Here is a 19,770-nt window from a genome sequence, read left to right as displayed (position 1 = left end):
GTGGTCATTTAACCCATCAATTCAAATTCATGGTGAATAACTCCCCATGACCTGTCAGGTCAAGGCTGACAAAGAAGGTGGTACCTACGCCTACTGTGCTTTCCATCCAGATGCGCCCATTCTGTACGTCGATAAATTCCTTGCATAAAACCAGCCCCAGTCCTACCCCCTTCTCATTATTGGTCCCATAGGTACTGCCCGACTGCATAGAGAAAATATCCCTGCCTGTAGCACTGGAGATCCCTACCCCTGTATCCTGAATAATGATCCAGCATTCTTTCCCATGTATTTCTGAGGAGATTGTGATTTCTCCGCCGGAGGGCGTGAATTTGATGGCATTGCTTAAGATGTTACGGATGACCAGTTGCAGCATATCCCCATCTGCAATCAGTTCAACATCTTTCTGCAGCTTATTGTGAAGGGCAATAGATTTTTCGCTGGCAATCCCTGTTTTCATCCGTACCGTTGATTCCAGGTTATTACGGAGATTCAGGCTCATCATTCTGACCGTTGTCCCTTCCATCTGCGTTTTACTCCAGGAAAGCAGGTTGATCAGCATCTCCCCGGTGTTTTTGGTTTCCCGCAGCAAAGTAGATTTTATTGCCCTACGCTCCTCCTCAGCGAGATCAAAATTCTGCAGGACCTCCAGAAATCCCTGAATGGAATTCAGGGGGGATTTAAGGTCATGCGCAAGTATAGAAAACAACTTTGTTTTTGACTGGTTGGAAAGCTCCAGCTCTTCTGCCCTTTTTACCGCCAGCAGGCGCTCAGTGTTATAACTATCGATGATATGGGTGATGATAAAAAAGATAATAATTAAGGTAAAGAAATAGACATAGGCAAAATCCAGGTACCTGCCGCCTGCACTCTGAAATTTCATGGGCATCAACTCTGGTCTGACATATTGTATGGCCAAAAGTGAAAAAGCCACCAGACTGTTAACCGCTACCCATATCAGCCGCTTGTATTTAGGGGTAATGCTCATGACCAGGAAGAAGAACAAGAGGTAAATGATGAAACCCGGACCGTTAATCCCGGAATTATTGAAATAATAGCCGATAAAAATGATATTGCCGAGCAGGCAGAAAAGGCTTACCCCCAGGTGATGCCGGTATTTAACTTTAGAGAGATAATACACCCCGAAGGTGGCTACTACACCCGGAATCAGGATCAGGGAAACTGCATAGAGTTTAAGGGCATAGTTGAAAACGATACTACAGGAGAACAACAGGATCGTAAACAAGCAGGCAACATGAAAGATCCGGGCCTCAAGCGTATGTGTATCAGTCGTTCGGCTGAGTTTTTTCCAGTCAGACTTCAGTTTCAGTTTTCCCATTTTTCTGTATCGGATGCAGGCGATGTATTCCCTTGATTATTATCTATTTATAAACAACTTCTATTAATAAATGCTAAAATACAGATTAGCTGGATAAATCCCATCACGTACTGTCAATTAAATAAATATGATACAAATCACATTTTTTGCGGTTGGCTTATCATTTTAAAAACAGCATCATCATCACATCTTTGAGGTATTAAATCCTCCCCCTATGATTGAAAAAACGCGTTCTTCCATTGAGACCACTTGTTATCACTGTGGCGATGCCCTGCCAGTTAAACCCTATACTTCAGACGATAAACAATTTTGTTGCCTGGGTTGCAAAGGAGTTTACCAGATCCTGTCCAGTCATAACCTTTCTAATTATTATGCCTATAACGACGTTCCCGGCCAGAGCCAAAAAAAAGCAAAACAGCACTTCGATTACCTGGATGAGCCTGGAATCGCAGCTGAACTCGTGGACTATACAGACGATAAAATCACGTCGATCACCTTATTTATTCCGGCTATCCATTGCAGTTCCTGCATCTGGTTGCTGGAAAACCTGCATAAATTCAGTCCGTCCATCTTCCAGTCCCGCATAGACTTCCTTAAAAAGCAGGTTTCGGTATCTTTTAAAAACCAGGAAATATCGCTCCGGCAGGTAGTTGAATTACTGGAATCCATTGGTTATGAGCCACTGATCAGCCTGCAGGATGTGGTAAAGAAAAATCAGGCCGACCATTCGGAGCGGAACCTGATTACAAAGATTGCCGTAGCAGGGTTCTGCTTTGGGAATGTGATGTTACTGAGTTTTCCGGATTATTTCGGACTGAGTAACCTGGAGCAGGAATTTAAATCCTTCTTCGGCTGGATTAACCTTGCATTTTCCGTTCCTGTTTTATTGTACAGTGCAAAAGATTATTTCGTATCTGCCTGGAACAACCTTAAACGCGGCGTCCTCAACCTTGATTTTCCATTGGCCCTCGGTATTGCGGTAATGTTTATCCGCTCTTTTGCCGAAATTATCACCGGAACGGGCGCAGGTTTTGTGGATACCCTGTGTTCGCTGGTTTTCTTTCTGCTGATCGGTAAATGGATGCAGCAACGCACCTACCATTATCTTTCCTTTGAGCGGGATTACCGTTCCTATTTTCCTGTGGCAGTTACCCTGATCAAGGATGACCTGGAAAAACCTTTACCCCTGAATGAACTGAAGATCGGCGACAGGATCCTGATCCGCAGCCAGGAAATCATTCCGGCAGATGCCATATTACTTAAAGGAGAAGCCAAACTGGACTTTAGTTTTGTGACCGGGGAATCAGCCCCGGTAGAAAAAGTCCTTGGGGAGGTCATCTATGCAGGAGGCAGGCAGCTCACCGGAGCCATTGAACTGGAAGTGATCAAACCGGTTTCCCAAAGTTATTTAACCCAGCTATGGAACAATGAAACCTTCAGGCGAAAAGATTCCATTAAAACTTTCAGCGATTCCGCGAGCAAATATTTCAGTATTGTACTTCTCGGAGTGGCCTTATGTGCCGGTCTGTTCTGGTTAAATACCGATATCAACCGCGCGGTGGCATCATTTACTGCCGTGCTGATTATTGCCTGTCCCTGTGCATTGGCACTGAGTTCCCCTTTTACCCTGGCTGCGGTGCTCAGCATTTTTGATAAAAATAAATTCTATCTCAAAAATACAGCTGTGATTGAGGAAATGGCTAAAATAGATACCATTGTATTTGATAAAACAGGAACCATTACCAATCCTGATGCGGGTGGATTTGTATTTCAGGGAACACTTAGTGAAGAACAAAAACAAATGGTAGGTGACCTGGCACGAAATTCCGGTCACCCCCTGAGCAGGGAACTGGTAAAATACCTGGACCTGCCATCCCGTTTTCCGGTCGACCAGTACAGGGAAATGGTAGGCCGGGGAACCAGCGGATGGGTTAACGGACATTCCATCAAACTCGGAAGTGCAGCTTTTCTGCAGCTGCCTGTGGCAGACCGCGGTACTGTGGTACATGTAGTAATCGACAATGAACACCTGGGGCATTTTATTTCCAGACAAAGCTGGAGGCCGGGATTCAAACAATTGGCCCTTCAGCTGAACAAAAGCACAGACCTGCATTTATTATCGGGCGACAATGACCTGGAACGCGCTCAGCTAACCCCTTTCTTTCCAAGGTCACAGCAGCTGCATTTCAAACAGAATCCGCAGGACAAATTAAACTATATCACTATCCTTCAGGAAAGCGGTGCGAAAGTCATGATGTTCGGAGACGGACTCAATGATGCCGGCGCACTGAAACAGAGTGACCTCGGGATTGCCGTGACCGATAACATCAATAATTTCTCTCCGGGTTGTGACGCCATACTTGATGGGGCAGCATTTGAGAAGATTCCACTGTTTATTAAACTGGCCAAAGATGCGGTGAGGATCATTCACATGAGTTTCGTGATCTCCCTTCTGTATAATGCTGTCGGATTGTTCTTCGCTGTTCAGGGCCTGCTTTCTCCTTTAATGGCGGCCATCCTGATGCCTTTGAGTACCATTACCATTATTCTGTTCACCAGTATTACGGCCAGATATTACGCCCATTTAAATAAATTACTATGAACATGATCTATCTTTTGATCGGCTTCAGCATTTTGCTGGCGCTGATTTTCCTGCTGGCTTTTTTCTGGGCAAGCAAATCGGGACAAAATGACGACCTGTATACGCCAGGTGTCCGGATCCTCTTTGACGATGAGATCATAGCACCCGACAATAAAAAAAGTGACGAGGATCAAAAATAGAAGGAATATATGTCATTCGTCATATTTTTCAGACCGTCTAATTTTACCGGTACAAACCAAACATCATTTTTCTCATGACTGAAAAATTTCACTACGACAACAAAACCGTCAGAAATTTCGCTATTGCCACCATCGTATGGGGAATAGTCGGGATGACGGTCGGGCTCCTCATCGCCATGCAGCTGTTCACGCCTGCATTAAATTTGGGCTCGCAATACACTACGTTTGGTCGTATACGGCCATTACACACCAATGCAGTCATCTTTGCATTTGTGGGTAACGCAATTTTCATGGGTGTTTATTATTCATTACAACGCTTGCTGAAGGCAAGGATGTTCAGTGATGCTTTAAGTAATATACACTTCTGGGGATGGCAGCTGATCATTGTTGCGACCGCGATTACCCTGCCTCTTGGTCTTACCACCTCACATGAGTATGCGGAAATGGAATGGCCTATCGATATTGCCATTACGCTGATCTGGGTAGTCTTCGGGATCAACATGTTCGGAACGATTATCAAAAGACGTGAAAAGCACATGTATGTCGCCATCTGGTTTTACATTGCGACCTTCGTTACCGTAGCCGTATTGCACATTGTCAATTCCATTCAGCTGCCGATTTCTGCATTTAAAAGTTATTATATCTATGCAGGTGTGCAGGATGCCCTGGTACAATGGTGGTATGGGCACAATGCCGTGGCATTTTTCCTGACTACCCCTTATCTGGGAATGATGTATTATTATCTGCCGAAAATGGCCGACCGCCCGGTGTACTCCTATAAATTGAGTATCCTGCACTTCTGGTCGCTGATTTTCATCTATATCTGGGCGGGTCCCCACCATTTACTCTATACCTCCTTACCTGGCTGGGCCCAATCGCTGGGTGTTGCTTTCTCCGTGATGCTGATTGCACCAAGCTGGGGCGGTATGATCAACGGACTTCTGACTTTACGCGGGGCATGGGACAAAGTACGTGAAGATCCGAAATTAAAATTCATGGTGGTGGGTATCACTGCCTATGGTATGGCTACTTTCGAAGGCCCGATGCTGGCATTCAAACAGATCAATGCCATTGCGCACTATACCGACTGGATCGTTGCACACGTCCACGTCGGTGCCTTGGGCTGGAATGGATTCTTAACCTTCGGTATTTTATACTGGCTGATCCCAAGAATCTACAGCACAGAACTCTACTCTAAAAAACTGGCCTCCTTCCATTTCTGGATTGGAACACTGGGAATTATATTTTATGCCGTTCCACTTTACTTCTCTGGTTTTACCCAGGGACTGATGTGGAAAGAGTTTACCCCGGAAGGTGTACTGAGATACCCTAACTTCCTGGAAACCGTCCTGCAGATTGTTCCTATGTATATGTTAAGGGCCTTGGGTGGCGCACTCTATTTGGTTGGGGTGATTGTGATGACCTATAACCTGGCCAAAACGATGATGGCCGGTAAACTGGTTGCCAATGAAGCCGCTGAAGCACAGCCACTGCCTGCAGTGTATGTGGCCAAAGGATCTGACAAAAAATTACACAGGATCCTGGAACGCAAACCGATGTTATTTTTGGTATTGTCACTCATCGTGATCCTGATTGGTGGCATGATAGAAATGATGCCAACATTTACCATCAAGTCGAATGTACCGACAATCACCAGTGTGAAACCTTACAGTCCGCTGGAATTACAGGGCAGGGATATCTATATCAGGGAGGGTTGTGTCAACTGCCATTCACAGATGATCCGTCCTTTCCGTTCAGAAACGGAACGTTACGGGGAATACAGCAAAGCAGGTGAATTTGTGTATGATCATCCTTTCCTGTGGGGTTCAAAACGCACCGGACCAGATTTACATCGTGAAGGCGGAAAATATGGTAATGCCTGGCATTATAACCACCTAGTCGATCCGCAAACGATGTCACCTGGCAGTATCATGCCTCCGTATGAATGGCTGGCGGAACAGACACTGGATACCACCACTACGCGTGCAAAAATCAATGCCATGCGTTCCCTGGGTGTGCCTTATGAAACCGGTTATGAACACAAGGCCAATGCAAAACTGGATGAGCAGGCAAAACTCATTGCGGCCGACCTGCAGCAAAACAACATCAAGGTGAAAAGCGACAAGGAAATTATTGCAATTGTTGCCTATTTACAACGCCTGGGTACAGATATTAAAGCAAAATAACATTTAACCTAAAGAGACATGTTTAAGCAATTTTTAGATAGAGTTGACGGTAACCAGGGTTACCTGATCACCTCACTTGGCATATTCCTGGTATTTTTTATCCTGGTGGGAATATACCTTTTGACAATGAAAAAAGACGAGGTTGAATATATGAGTGCACTACCCTTAAACGAAGAAACCGATGAAAGAGGTAGTTAGCAGCGGATGGTCTACAGGAAATACTTCTGTAGATATCGTGATCGGCTTAATGCTGATCACCTCGATCATGATCCTCTGTGTCTCCATACTGATGCTGAAGGTGGTGAAGTTTTACGTAAAAGAAGCCGCAAACCCCAAGCCTTTCGCGACACCGGAAGAAAGAGAAAAATTACGCCTGGAGCAGGAAGCGATCAAGGCAGCAAAAAAGAAGAAACCATCGATCTGGCTGAAGCTGATGCAGCTCAAACCGCTTGAAGAAGAGGACAGCCTGGTGATGGAGCATAAATTTGACAACATTGCGGAATTGAACAACCCTACCCCCGCATGGTTCATGATCCTCTTTTATGCAACTATCATTTTCGCTATCGGTTACCTGCTGAATTACCATGTTTTTGGATACGGCAAATTACAGGATGAAGAATACGTTGCAGAGATCGCACAGGCAGCGGAAGACAAAGCTGCCTTCCTTGCCAATCCTGTGAATGCGGCAAGCGCGGTCAATGAAAACAATGTAGTGGAAAGTAAAGATGCTGCAGTAGTGCAAAGTGGTGCGGCCCTGTTTACCAACCGCTGTACCCCCTGCCATGGGGAGCATGCGGAAGGTCTTGTCGGTCCTAACCTGACCGATGAGTTCTGGTTACATGGCGGAAAAATACAGGATGTATTCAAAACAATTAAGTACGGCGTACCTGAAAAAGGAATGATTGCCTGGGAAAAATCCCTGAGTGCACAACAGATTTCAGACCTGGCCAATTATATTTTATCGTTAAAAGGAACGAATCCTGCAGGAGCGAAAGCACCTCAGGGAGAAAAAGAATAATGTCACAAAGCCCTTTACATTTCAGAGACCAGATCAGTACCGTTAGTGATGACGGGAAGAAGAGAAAATGGTTATACCCTAAAATCGTAAAGGGCAAATTATACCAGTACCGTTCTGCTGTCAGTTATTTTTTCCTGGCGCTGCTGTTTGCAGCGCCATTTATAAAGCTCAACGGCGAACAGCTGGTCATGATTAACATACTGGAAAGAAAATTTGTCCTTTTCGGGATTATCTTCTGGCCACAGGATTTTTATCTCTTTGTACTGGCCCTGCTAACCTTCATCGTTTTTATCGTGTTGTTTACCGTAGTGTTTGGCAGGGTCTTTTGCGGATGGGCCTGTCCCCAGACGATATTCCTGGAAATGGTCTTCCGGAAGATTGAAAACTGGATTGAAGGGGACCACCTGAAACAGCAAAAACTGGATAAAGGGTCATGGTCCTTCGAAAAAGTATGGAAGAAAACCCTCAAACACACCTTATTTTTTGGCATTTCCTTTTTTATTGCCAATATCTTTCTCTCTTACATTATTGGCAGTCAGGTATTGATCAAAATCATTACCGAGCCGGTGGCCCTGCACATTACGGGTTTTATCTCTATTTGTCTTTTTACCATTGTCTTTTACCTGGTATTTGCCAGGATGAGGGAACTGGTCTGTACCGTTGCCTGTCCCTATGGAAGACTCCAGGGCGTATTGCTCGACAACCAGAGTATTATTGTGGCGTACGACTACCAGCGTGGGGAACCCCGCGGTAAACGGGTGAAGGAAGAGAACCTTATCGGGGATTGTATTGACTGTAAGTTATGTGTTCAGGTGTGTCCTACCGGTATCGATATCCGCAATGGTACACAAATGGAATGTGTCAACTGCACTGCCTGTATTGATGCCTGTGATATGGTGATGGAAAAAATCAGCCGCCCTACCCGTCTGATTGGCTTCAAATCTGAAGATGAGATTGCTTCCCAGCGTCCCTTCAGATGGAACAAGCGGATCTATGGTTACAGTGTGGTTTTGGCTTTGTTAATTGGCACCCTGTCTTACCTGCTCATCAGCCGTACAGACGTACAGACGACCATTTTAAGGGCCGGAGGTACACTTTATCAGTTGCGCGACAAAGATGCTACCGTAAGCAATTTATACAATACAGAATTGGTGAATAAAAGCAACCGGCCAATTGTATTTGAAATTGTTCCGGACAATAAAGAAGCCAAAATTCAATATATTCAAAAGGAAGACAGTTTGAAAGTTGGCGGAAGTGTGAAAATCACTTTTTTCGTGATCCTGCCTCAACAGTCCATCCAAAAATACAAATCAGAACTGGGTTTTAAACTGATCTCTGACCATAAGGAAGTAGATCACTTTAAAACTACATTTATTGCACCTGTTAATTAATTAAGCTATGAACTGGGGAACAAAAGCGGCTTTAGGTCTTGCTACATTTATGACATTCATTATCGTGCTGGGCGTTTTTATGTTTAACAGTAAAGACGATGCACTGGTGGAAACAGACTACTATGAAAAAGGGATCAACTATGATCAGGATTACAACCGTAAGGAACAGGTCAGGACAGACCATGCCGAGCCGGTCATTGCAACCGGTCAGGAAACCCTTGTCCTGAATTTTAAGGAAAGTGCGAAAGGAACGATCAAATTAATGCGCACATCGGACAAATCGCTCGACAGGATGGTACCTTTTGAAACGGATAGCGCAAGTCGCGTAGTCATCCCTTCAGCCAGCCTCAAAAAAGGATCCTGGAGAGTCATCATCAATTGGCAGAGCAATGAAAAAGCCTACCTGTATGAACAGGAAATCAGTATCAATTAAAGCAATCCCTGGAATTTAAATATCAGGCAACATGAGTTATCAAAACCTTGCATTTATGATCGGACTGCTCGGCAGCATACATTGTGTTGGTATGTGCGGTCCTCTTGCTTTTGCAGTTCCCTCCTTACAGCCGGGCTGGGCTTACCTTGTACGGGATAAACTCCTGTACCAGTCGGGAAGAATCATTTCTTACTGCCTGCTGGGCATATTTATAGGTTTGCTTGGCAGACAGCTATGGCTGGGTGGGATTCAACAGGGAGTAAGTGTGCTCAGCGGAATATTGATCATCATTGCCGCTACTTCCAGACTCTTCAAAATATCCATTGCAGGTTCTGGTTCCTTCCTGTTAAAACCTTTTCACAGGCTATTTGGCTATGCCCTTAAACATAAGGCCAATCACCTGATCATAGGCATGGTCAACGGACTTCTTCCCTGTGGTTTTGTCTACCTGGCCATGGCCGGTGCACTCAATACCGGAAGTGTGGATACCGCGATCAGTTACATGTTCTGGTTTGGGCTGGGCACTACACCGCTGATGTTTATTGCCGGTTTAAGCGCAGGATTTACAGGACTTACCTTCAGAAAAAAGATCAATGCCGTTGTTCCTTACCTGATGCTTTTCCTGGGCTGCTGGTTCATCTTAAGGGGAATGGAGCTCAACATTCCTTACCTCAGTCCTGCAAAAGCAGCCACAATAACCGAATGTTTATAAAGAAATTCAGGAGATAAAAAAATGGCAGGATTAACCTGCCATACTAAATAATTGCGATTGCGGCTTATTCTGCCATAATCTTGAGTCCAGTGCCATACAGATATTCCTCAGGAATCTTTTGCCCAATGGGGTCACGTCAAGCCTGCTTCCGCTGATCACCACCAGGCCATCATCTGCAATCAGCTGCATGCGTTCCAGTCCTTTCAGTAATGCCGGATTTTGCTGTTGCGGCAATTCCCATGAGGTATATCCCTTGCACATCAGGTTCAGGATATGTCTTCTGATCACCAAATCTTCCTGGTCCAGGATATGTCCTTTAAAAACAGGAATCTGTCCCTCTTCCACCAGTGCCATATACTCCTCAACTTTCTTCACATTCTGCGCAAAGGCAGTCCAGCTGTCGCTGATAGAAGAAACGCCCAGGCCAATCATCAGCTTGCTGTACAAATGGGTATAGCCCATGAAATTGCGGTGTAACTGCCCGTTTTGTTCTGCGGTATACAGGCTATCTGTTTTCAGCGTGAAATGATCCATACCGATCTCTGTATAACCACCGGCTTTCAGCATTTCACGTCCTGTTTCATACAGTTGCTGTTTAAGCTCAGGATCCGGGAGGTCATGCTCCGTATATCTTCTTTGTCCTGGTCTCACCCATGGTACATGTGCATAACTGTAAAAAGCAATCCGGTCTGGCCCCAGTTTCAGTACTTCCTGTATCGTTGCGGTCAGTCCCTGCATATCTTGCAGTGGCAGGCCATATATAAGGTCATAATTTACTGAATTATAGCCTATGTTACGTGCCTGACGGGTTACCCTATCCACTTCTTCCACCGTCTGGATTCTGTTGATCACCAGCTGTACCTTAGGATCAAAATCCTGTATACCTAAACTGATGCGTTTAAAGCCCAGCGCATATAAAGTTTCCAGGTGTGCTGCTGTCGTATTTCCGGGATGTGCTTCAAAACTAAACTCGGCTTCCGCATGGATATCTGCTTCTTTCAGGATTCCGCTGATCAGCAGGTTCAGGTTTTCGGGACTAAAAAATGTAGGTGTCCCCCCTCCAAGGTGCAGTTCCCTGACTACAGGTTTCTCATTGAAAAGTTTTCTGTACAGCTTCCATTCTTTCAATACAGAAAGGATATAGGGCTCTTCTACCTTATGATTTTTAGTGATCCGGGTATTACAGCCGCAATAGGTACAAAGGCTTTCACAGAAGGGCAGGTGGATGTATAAGCTAAGGCCATTCAGGTGGTTACTGTGGCGGAAAGAACTGCTGACCGCATAGGCCCATTTCTCCTTATCGAACCTTTCATTATCCCAGTAGGGTACAGTTGGATAACTGGTATACCTGGGTGCAGCAACATGATATTTTTCTATGAGGGCCTTAGTGTCCATCTTCTTCTGTTTTAGGTTTTTCACGATCACATGCTTTTGAACAAACACATGTATCACCCAAACAGCTGCCGTTCTGAAATTTGTCCAGATTTAAAATGGTTTCCTTTGCCAGGGCCAGTGGCAGGCCTTTTTCAGCGACACCTATTAAAGAATTCGCGGAAACATTGGCAATTTTGATATTGTGTTTCGCCGCAGCATCGTGGTCAATATGGACTACAGAAGTCGATCTGGTAGCAATATATTTTACTCCAAAAGCTGCCAGCCTTGTAATGACATCTTCTGACAATTCATCTTCATTAAACACAATAACAGCTTCTTTGCCTTCAGCGTAACTCGCTGTTATTGTGCTAAGTGAGTTTGATATCAGTGTAATATCATGCTTTTTATGATTGGCTATCGCCAGTGGCTCTTTTTCAAAAGACTTTATGCTATAAGCTACGACTCTCATTCCAATGGTATTTGTTATATACCAAAATTACCACGAAATGGCTTGCCGCAGAATGAGATTAGTCAGCCAGAAAAGTGATCTTAATCAGTTTTTCATCAATTGAAGTTTCGACAGATTGAGGATAACGATCTGACTTCCCTTCCTTTCGATGATATCTTCGTCCTTGAAATCACTCAGGATACGGCTTACAGTTTCCGTGGCCATACCAGCCATAGAAGCCAGGTTATCCCTGGAAATACGGAGCGTAATCTGTGCATCCTGCTTCTCCTGTTTGCAGAGGCGAACCAGTGTATCGGCCATTCTTTTACGGACAGAGTGGTAAGCCAATTGCAGCAACTGCTCTTCCTTATCGAGGATATTGTTGGAAAGGATGTGGATAAACTGCCTGGCCACATCAGGATACAAGTTGAGCAACTCCTCCAGCATTTCTTTAGGGAGCTGGCTGATCACGGTATCTTCCAGTGCTTCTGCCGTTTCAGAATAAGGTTCATTCAGCAGCAATGCCGGGATGCCGAAGTATTCATCAGGCCCGTATATGCCGGTCAGCAGTTCGCGTCCGTCTTCACTCAGTTTAACCGTCTTCACTTTACCTCTCAGCACCAGGTAAATTCCTGAAACCGGATCGGATTCGTAATAAATAATCTGTTTCTTTTTAATGGTCCGTTCTTTACGTGCAGCCATCATCCTGTCCAGTTCTTTAACGCCCTGGGTTCCGGCAACCAGGCTGTTCAGCTTATCAATTGATTTGCTGTAAAAGATTTCCTGCTTTTCCTTTTTATTCAGCCTGCTCTCTATGGCATTCAGCAGTTCCACATCATCAAATGGTTTCACCAGATAATCATCTGCACCCATTTCCATGCCTTTCCGCATATCCATTCTCTCTGCTTTCGCAGTGAGGAAAATAAATGGCGTGGCTGCAGTCTGCGGATTTTTATTCAGCAGGTAAAGCACACCATAACCATCCAGTTCCGGCATCATAATATCACATAAGATCAGGTCGGGTAACTGTGTGTTGGCAATTTCTACCCCTGTTTTCCCGTTGTCGGCCTGAAATACTTCATAATTGGCAAGTTCCAGTATTTCCGCTGTGCTTTCCCTGATATCATCGTTATCTTCAATAATGAGTATGGTCTGTTGTTTCATGTTTATTGTTTGTTAAAAGAAAGAATGAATGTGGTACCCTTATTAATTTTACTCTCAAACTGTAACTCGCCTTTCATCAGGCTGGCATAACGAAGTACAATATTCAGGCCTAATCCCGTCCCCGGAATGCTGCCCGTATTGTGGGCCCTGAAGAATGGCTGGAACAGGTGTTTCTGATCAGTCTCCGGTATCCCTATACCGTTATCCTTAATCGTCACGATACATTGTTTGTCATTCACTTCTGTATTAAATTCTATAAAAGTATTTTCACCGGAATATTTAATGGCATTGTTGATCAGGTTGATCATGCAGTTCTTCAACAGATTCTGGTCGAGCGAGACTACACTTTCCAGGCCGGTATGCAGATAAATAATATTCTGGTCCTGTTTGGCGATCATCTGCATTTCTTCGGTAATCTCTTCTGCCAGTTTGACCAGGTCAAACTCCTGAAAAGAGGGCTCCACCCTGCCGGCTTCCAGTCTTTCCAGGGAAAGAAAATCGTTCAGAATAGTGGTGAGGTTACCCACCGCATTTTTTATCTTGTGAACATGTTTGGCAATATGCTTATTGTCAAATGGCTGCGCATATTTTTCAATCAGTGAAGAGGAAAGCTGTACGGAACTCAGTGGGGTACGGAACTCATGGGAGGCCATGGACACAAACCGGCTCTTCATCTGGTTCAGTTCTTTTTCCTTTTCCAGGGAGATACTCACTTCTTCCTTTGCCTCCCGGAGGGCAGATACGGTTTTCTTTAAAGAGCGTGTACGTTCATCGACCAGGTTCTCCAGTTCAATGGCATATTCACGTAAGCGTTCTTCCGCTTCCTTCTCCTTGGATAAATCGTGGATAAAACCTGTAAATATTTTGCGTACACTGAATTGAACCTCACTCACCGCCAGACGGAAAGGAAAAGTAGAGCCATCTTTTTTAAGTCCGTTGACTTCCCTGCCCTTGCCTATAATGTGTTTATATCCTGTTTCATTGTACTTACTTAAATAACTGTCATGATGACTCCTGTCAGGTTCAGGCATCAGGATGGAAATATTTTTTCCAACCACCTCGTGGATCTCATAGCCGAATAATTTCAATCCTGCGGGGTTAATGCTCTCAATTACACCATGATCATCTATTGTAATAATCCCGTCAATGGCTGTTTCAATAATCGCCTCTAATAACCTCGCATTTTCCATAAGTTAATTTTTACAAATATAAAAATCATGAAGCAAGATAACTACAATCTATAAAATATCGCCATGATTTAAGTTTTTGACACTACAAATATGAGCAGCTATTTCCAACACTGATGTGACAGCAGTCAGTGGTCAAGCTAATATGCGTCACACAAAACCGTGATCTTCATCATGTTTTAGGTTGAATTTTCTCTGCTTCTTTGCAATTGCACACATAAACTAAATACGATGAACCATACTTTCCACATACCCGTTTTAGGATTGGGTTATTCGGTTGATACCCCGCTAAAAGTTGCCCGATATGGTATTTCCTCCGTGGCCTCCATAGTTAATGATGAACTGACTGAACGGATGAGAAAGTTTCATTCGGAAGCAAATGGTCTGCCCTATGAACCCATTACTAAAAATGAAACTGACAGCAGGGCCAAAAGAATTACGGCCTATCTGGATATGTTAAAAGTATTGGTGGACAAGCAGTTCAGCAATCTCCAACAGGAAAGTTTCAGTGAGGGTAATGATATCCACAATTATTTCGAATTCTTACCTGAAAATTCAATTCTGAAAAGCAGGTACCTGAAAATGATAGCCCTACCTGAAGGAACTGAAAAAGAAAAGCTTCAGGAAGAACTGAGAAAAGAGATGAAGGCCGGGGATATTGATGTGAATATCATGTCCAAAGTCGATAAAGCAAATTATAACAAGGACAATGAAAATATAGGGAATGATTTCACTGATGCGCTGGCTTCCATGCGTGGTTTTGCCAACAGCACGCTCCGGTCTTCCGTTGTTATTTCTGCAGGTTTGAATCCAAGGCTATACACGTACATGGATAACTGTATGGATTTTTATCCTGATGAAAACGGCATTATCAAAAAAAGCATTACCCTGAAAGTAAGTGATTTCAGGTCTGCACTGATCCAGGCTAAAATGCTGGCCAAAAAAGGCCTATGGGTTTCTGAATTCCGCGTAGAATCAGGACTGAACTGCGGAGGACATGCCTTTGCTACCGACGGTTTCCTGCTGGGGCCGATCCTGGAAGAATTTAAAACTAAAAGAGCAGAATTACTGGCAGAGCTTTCCGGAATTTATTTTTCAGCTTTAAGTGCCAGGAGCATTACTTCTGACCTGGTGCCTTCCTTAAAGATCACTGCCCAGGGAGGTATAGGAACACCTGAAGAACATACCTTCCTGCTGAATTATTATTCACTGGATTCCGCAGGCTGGGGAAGCCCATTTCTACTGGTTCCTGAAGCCACAAATGTGGATGAAAAAACGCTGGAAGCCCTCTGTGTGGCGACCAAAGAAGATTATTATGTGAGCAATTCCTCACCATTGGGGGTACTGTTCAATAATTTCAAGAACAATACCATGGAAGAACAGCGTCTTGCCCGCATTGCCAAAGGCAGACCAGGGAGCCCATGCCTGATGAAATTCCTCGTTACAAATACAGAATTTACGGAATTACCCATCTGTACGGCCTCTCGGGAGTATCAAAACCACAAAATAAAAGAACTGGAAAAGATGGAGCTGAGCCCGGAAGACTTCGTCCAGAAATTTGATGCCATTACAGAAAAGATCTGTCTGTGTGAAGGACTCTGTACTTCAACCTATCTCAAACATGGTATTCTCAAAGAGAAAGAAAGTACAGCAGTAAGTATTTGTCCCGGACCGAACCTGGCCTATTTTTCAAGACAGTATTCCCTTAAAGAAATGATCAGCCATATTTATGGCAGAGAGATTATCCCTTTTAAAATGAGCCGCCCAAACTTATTTGTCAATGAGCTTGAAATCTATATCGATTACCTGAAAAAAGACTTCAGTGCCCATATCAATGAGCTGAATGCAAAAAAAGCGAAATACTTCGAAAAATTCTCTGAACAGTTATTGAACGGAATTAATTATTACAAGGAGTTAATTCCTGAATTAAAGTTGCAAACGGATATTGCCACTCAGGAATTACGTCATCAATTGCTGGTTGCTGAGGAAAAACTCAGATTAATAACCAAAGATCTTAGCCTTTCATTGGCGTAGATAACCCAAAACAACAGAAAACAGGCCTGAACTTCAACGTTAGGCCTGTTTTTGTTTTAAAGGTATTCTCCCTCTATTCTTATTTCTTAAGCGCTTGCTTTTTTAAGTCCTGCCTACTGAGATTCCGTCTTATTGAAGTGTTGACTGGATAGCTTTTGCTTTTTTGTAGTGTTCCATAATTACAGGCAGGGTTTTCTCCGCAAAGTCTTTTACTTCTTTTGTCTGTGACTGCTGCCCCCCTTTAAAAAGTGTGACAGTCTTGTCATGATCGTTAACCATCATGTCGATATAGTGTTTGTCAAAAGCTGTGCCGTCCATCTTTTTCATCATGTCAATATGTGCTTTTACATCAGCCGGATAGGCTGCAGGAAGCAGGATTTTCTTTTCTGAAGCCAGGGCTTTCAGCTCATTATTTGCTTTGGTATGATCTGTTACCATTTGTGCAGCAAATGCTTTAACTTCCGGACGGGCAGATTGCTGTGCCAGCTTGCCCAGTTCCACTTCCATCATTCCCCCTATTGCGGCTTCCTTTAAGAAAGTAGCTTCATCACTGTCCACTTTCGATTGATAAGTTGGTTTACCTGTTTTCATTTCCTCCTTGTCCGATGCCTTAAGACCGGTATCAGCAACCATCCCTGTAGTATCCTGCGGGGTTTGTGCAGTGTCCGTTGAAGTAGAGTCACCACCTGCGGTTCTGGAATCGGGGCTCTGACAAGCCTGGAACGTGCAGGCCGCAGTGATCATCAAGCCAAATAAATTTAATGTTTTCATAAGTATTGAGTTGTTTTTAGGCGGATAAAACGCTGATGAAACTCCTGTTGAGGTCATCTTCGTTTCAGCGACACCTGATTTAACTGTTGTTCCTGTTTAACAGTTGATCCTTTAAAAAGTTTGTCACGTATAATATGACTCAGACATGCCCTGAATACTACAGAATTCAGAAATAGAACTGTATTTTCGTAGCCGTAAAGTAGGGACTGTCTCTGAAACCAGCAAAAAGAACAAGACCATTTTTAACCACAACAAAACAGAAACTAACAACAATCAAAATGAATACGCTATTAAAATCCACATTCATCGTTGCCTTAAGCATCGTTATGAACACTGAACTCCATGCACAGGGCCTGAAAATGCCACAGCCCAGTACTGCACAGACCCTGGTACAGGAATTTGGGCTTGGGAAAATCACGGTTAATTATTCGCGGCCGAATACCAAGGGACGTGAAATATTCGGCGCACTTGAGCCTTATGGATCAGTTTGGAGAACTGGTGCAAACAATGCCACAACCCTTACTTTCACAGAAGACATCACTATTGAAGGTAAAGCAGTACCTGCAGGTGAATATGCACTCTTCACTATTCCGGGCAAAACGGAATGGACAATCATCCTGAATAAAACCACTAAACAATGGGGTGCCTATGAATACAAGGAGGCAGAAGACTTCTTAAGAGTAAAGGTTAAACCTGCTGTTGCGAAGGAAAAAACGGAAACCTTTACCATTGAGTTTGCCAATGTTTATCCTACAAAAGCACAATTACAATTGTCATGGGATAAAACAGTGGTAACGGTTAACCTTGCCACAGATATTGATGCGAAAGTAATGGCCAGCATCGATGAAGCGATGAAAGGGGAGAAAAAACCGTATTTCCAGGCTGCGATGTACTATTTTGAAACAGGTAAAGACCTGAACAAAGCATTGGAATGGATGACAGCAGCGGAAGCAGCTGACCCGAAAGCACCATGGTTTAAACTATGGAAAGGCCGTGTTCAATTGAAAATGGGCGACAAAAAAGGAGCCGCAGCTACTGCTGAGGCAGGTCTTAAAGCAGCCACTGAAATGAAAAATGAGGAGTATGTGCGTTTACATACTGAACTGATGGGACTGGCAAAAAAATAATTCTGCTCCAGGCAAAGAACGATATACCCAATTACCTTAACCGTTGCCGGAAACAGCAGCGGTTTTGTTTTTTATCAGCAGCTGCAATAGGATAGACAGCACAACCACCAGCACACAACCAATCACATTTAGCCAAAGGTAGGTGACCACCTGATTAAAGCCACAGATACAAACCATAATTTCTGCAAGTATCGCCGCATAGAACACCGCTTTACCATTCACCTGTTTCACATAAAAAGCCACCAGGAACACACCCAGGATAGTGCCGTAAATATAGGAACCCAGGATATTTACCGCTTCAATCAGGTTTCCGATTTTACTGGCGTACAGGGCCATGGCAATACAGACCACTCCCCATAAGATCGTAGACCAGCGGGAGGCTTTCAGGTATTTCTCATCACTTGCCTCCTTATTGATCAACCGTTTATAGATATCAATCACACTGGTAGAGGCCAGGGAATTCAATGCACTTGCTGTAGATCCCATAGAAGCCAGGAAAATAATGGCGATGAGCAAACCAATCAGTCCCCTGGGCAGATAACGTGTCACAAAGCTTAAAAAGACATAATTGTTGTCATTAATATCCGCCCCCTTATCATTTTTTAACATCAGATCGGTTACCTTTCCGCGGATTGCTTTGACCTCATCATCAGCCTGTCTGAGTACTACCCTTTGCGCATCCACAACAGCCCGGTCATTTTTATCAAGTGCCACATTTAACTTATTGATCTGAATCTGCTTACGGTCAAATGCCTTTCCGTAATCTGCTTTTAAAAGCTCCAACTGAGGCTGATAACTGCTCCTCTCCAGTTTATTCAGTTCATAACTGTTAAAAAATACCGGCGGACGGTTATACTGATAAAAGGTAAATACCAGCACCCCAATCAACAGGATCAGGAACTGCATGGGAATTTTGACCAATCCGTTCATCAGCAGGCCTAAACGGCTTTCACTCACAGAGGATCCCGTTAAGTAACGGCCCACCTGACTCTGGTCAGTTCCAAAATAAGATAACTGGAGAAAGAAACCACCTATCAATCCGCTCCAGACCGTATATTGGTTGTTCCAGTCAAACTTGAAATCAATGGCATTGGTACGGCCCATTTTTCCGGCGATCTCAATAGCCTTACTGAAACCTACATCCCCCGGAAGCAGATGCACCACCATAATTCCTGCAGCAAACAGCCCACAGAATATGATGCTCATTTGCAGCATCTGCGTATAGGAAACTGCTTTGGTGCCACCATAAACTGTATAGGCGACCACAATACTCCCAATACACAGGGTGGTATAGGTGGTATTGATATCCAGAATGGTAGAAAGGATGATGGAGGGCGCATAAATCGTAATGCCGGTAGACAGTCCTCTTTGTACAAGAAATAAAAAGGCTGTTAGTGCCCGGGTATTCAAGTCAAAACGCTGCTCCAGGTATTCATAGGCCGTATAGACCTTCAACCGGTGGAAAATGGGCACAAAGGTGATGCACAATACAATCATGGCCAGGGGCAATCCGAAATAAAACTGTACAAAGCTCATTCCCGATGAATAGGCCAGTCCTGGTGCAGATAAAAAAGTAATGGCACTTGCCTGAGTAGCCATAACGGATAAACAGACACTATACCAGGGTAAAGACTGGTTGCCCAGCAAATAACCTTCTATATTTTTCGTACCCCTGCTTTTGTAAATGCCATAACCGACAATGACGACAAGTGTAAAAATTAAAACTCCCCAGTCTGCACTACTCATTCAAAATATCTGGTAAAAAGGTAAAATAAACTAATCAGCAAAACCAGCCAAAGCACCAGCAA

General features: G+C 44.0%; 17 protein-coding genes. 10 read left to right on the top strand and 7 right to left on the bottom strand.

Going from position 1 to position 19,770, the window contains the following annotated elements; genetic code table 11:
- Window positions 1-16: 16 nt before the first annotated feature.
- Complete coding sequence (locus tag ACSBL2_RS04970) at window positions 17-1,336, bottom strand: sensor histidine kinase (protein ID WP_442590562.1); 1,320 nt, start codon at window positions 1,334-1,336, stop codon at window positions 17-19.
- A gap of 214 nt (window positions 1,337-1,550) precedes the next feature.
- Here ACSBL2_RS04970 and ACSBL2_RS04965 point away from each other — a divergent pair, with 214 nt between their 5' ends.
- From ACSBL2_RS04965 to ACSBL2_RS04930, 8 genes are all read left to right on the top strand, one after another.
- Window positions 1,551-3,938, top strand: coding sequence for a heavy metal translocating P-type ATPase (locus ACSBL2_RS04965; RefSeq protein WP_442590561.1), 2,388 nt, complete (start codon window positions 1,551-1,553; stop codon window positions 3,936-3,938).
- Window positions 3,935-4,117, top strand: a complete 183-nt coding sequence (ccoS, locus tag ACSBL2_RS04960) for a cbb3-type cytochrome oxidase assembly protein CcoS (RefSeq protein ID WP_442590560.1) — start codon at window positions 3,935-3,937, stop codon at window positions 4,115-4,117. Before ACSBL2_RS04965 ends, ccoS begins: the two co-directional genes overlap by 4 nt.
- 74 nt (window positions 4,118-4,191) lie before the next feature.
- A complete protein-coding gene (gene ccoN, locus ACSBL2_RS04955; protein WP_442590559.1) occupies window positions 4,192-6,303 on the top strand; it encodes a cytochrome-c oxidase, cbb3-type subunit I in 2,112 nt (703 codons plus the stop codon).
- 18 nt (window positions 6,304-6,321) lie between these two features.
- Complete coding sequence (locus ACSBL2_RS04950; RefSeq protein ID WP_442590558.1) at window positions 6,322-6,501, top strand: hypothetical protein; 180 nt, start codon at window positions 6,322-6,324, stop codon at window positions 6,499-6,501.
- On the top strand, window positions 6,485-7,321 hold the full coding sequence (locus ACSBL2_RS04945; RefSeq protein ID WP_442590557.1) for a cbb3-type cytochrome c oxidase N-terminal domain-containing protein: 837 nt from the start codon (window positions 6,485-6,487) through the stop codon (window positions 7,319-7,321). The genes ACSBL2_RS04950 and ACSBL2_RS04945 overlap by 17 nt, the downstream gene beginning before the upstream one ends.
- Entirely contained in the window at window positions 7,321-8,712 is a 1,392-nt protein-coding gene (ccoG, locus tag ACSBL2_RS04940; protein WP_442590556.1) for a cytochrome c oxidase accessory protein CcoG, read from the top strand. Before ACSBL2_RS04945 ends, ccoG begins: the two co-directional genes overlap by 1 nt.
- Window positions 8,713-8,719: 7 nt before the next feature.
- Entirely contained in the window at window positions 8,720-9,145 is a 426-nt protein-coding gene (locus ACSBL2_RS04935; protein WP_442590555.1) for a FixH family protein, read from the top strand.
- A 31-nt stretch (window positions 9,146-9,176) separates the two neighbouring features.
- The gene (locus tag ACSBL2_RS04930) at window positions 9,177-9,857 is read left to right on the top strand and encodes a sulfite exporter TauE/SafE family protein (RefSeq protein WP_442590554.1); all 681 of its coding nucleotides are present in this window, start codon (window positions 9,177-9,179) and stop codon (window positions 9,855-9,857) included.
- Window positions 9,858-9,887: 30 nt separating this feature from the next.
- Here ACSBL2_RS04930 and hemN read toward each other — a convergent pair whose 3' ends face one another.
- The 4 genes from hemN to ACSBL2_RS04910 all read right to left on the bottom strand — a co-directional run bounded on the left by hemN (window position 9,888) and on the right by ACSBL2_RS04910 (window position 14,033).
- Window positions 9,888-11,252, bottom strand: a complete 1,365-nt coding sequence (gene hemN, locus ACSBL2_RS04925) for an oxygen-independent coproporphyrinogen III oxidase (protein WP_442590553.1) — start codon at window positions 11,250-11,252, stop codon at window positions 9,888-9,890.
- On the bottom strand, window positions 11,242-11,700 hold the full coding sequence (locus ACSBL2_RS04920) for a lactate dehydrogenase (RefSeq protein ID WP_442590552.1): 459 nt from the start codon (window positions 11,698-11,700) through the stop codon (window positions 11,242-11,244). Before ACSBL2_RS04920 ends, hemN begins: the two co-directional genes overlap by 11 nt.
- An 84-nt stretch (window positions 11,701-11,784) precedes the next feature.
- A complete protein-coding gene (locus tag ACSBL2_RS04915) occupies window positions 11,785-12,843 on the bottom strand; it encodes a response regulator (protein WP_442590551.1) in 1,059 nt (352 codons plus the stop codon).
- Between the two features lie 2 nt (window positions 12,844-12,845).
- Entirely contained in the window at window positions 12,846-14,033 is a 1,188-nt protein-coding gene (locus ACSBL2_RS04910; protein ID WP_442590550.1) for a PAS domain S-box protein, read from the bottom strand.
- Between the two features lie 228 nt (window positions 14,034-14,261).
- Between ACSBL2_RS04910 and ACSBL2_RS04905 the strand changes: the two genes are divergently transcribed.
- Window positions 14,262-16,064 carry a hypothetical protein gene (locus ACSBL2_RS04905; protein ID WP_442590549.1) on the top strand — a complete coding sequence of 601 codons (1,803 nt, stop codon included), beginning with the start codon at window positions 14,262-14,264 and terminating at the stop codon, window positions 16,062-16,064.
- Window positions 16,065-16,193: 129 nt separating this feature from the next.
- Here ACSBL2_RS04905 and ACSBL2_RS04900 read toward each other — a convergent pair whose 3' ends face one another.
- A complete protein-coding gene (locus ACSBL2_RS04900; RefSeq protein ID WP_442590548.1) occupies window positions 16,194-16,835 on the bottom strand; it encodes a DUF4142 domain-containing protein in 642 nt (213 codons plus the stop codon).
- 278 nt (window positions 16,836-17,113) lie between these two features.
- Here ACSBL2_RS04900 and ACSBL2_RS04895 point away from each other — a divergent pair, with 278 nt between their 5' ends.
- Complete coding sequence (locus ACSBL2_RS04895) at window positions 17,114-17,962, top strand: DUF2911 domain-containing protein (RefSeq protein ID WP_442590547.1); 849 nt, start codon at window positions 17,114-17,116, stop codon at window positions 17,960-17,962.
- A 36-nt stretch (window positions 17,963-17,998) separates the two neighbouring features.
- Here ACSBL2_RS04895 and ACSBL2_RS04890 read toward each other — a convergent pair whose 3' ends face one another.
- Complete coding sequence (locus ACSBL2_RS04890) at window positions 17,999-19,708, bottom strand: sodium:solute symporter (RefSeq protein ID WP_442590546.1); 1,710 nt, start codon at window positions 19,706-19,708, stop codon at window positions 17,999-18,001.
- Between the last annotated feature and the right edge of the window lie 62 nt (window positions 19,709-19,770).

This window comes from Pedobacter sp. AW31-3R, from assembly GCF_052180285.1.
Classification (GTDB): domain Bacteria; phylum Bacteroidota; class Bacteroidia; order Sphingobacteriales; family Sphingobacteriaceae; genus Pedobacter.
Note: the sequence above shows the minus strand (reverse complement) of the source record. Positions and strands in the feature narration are given on the sequence as shown.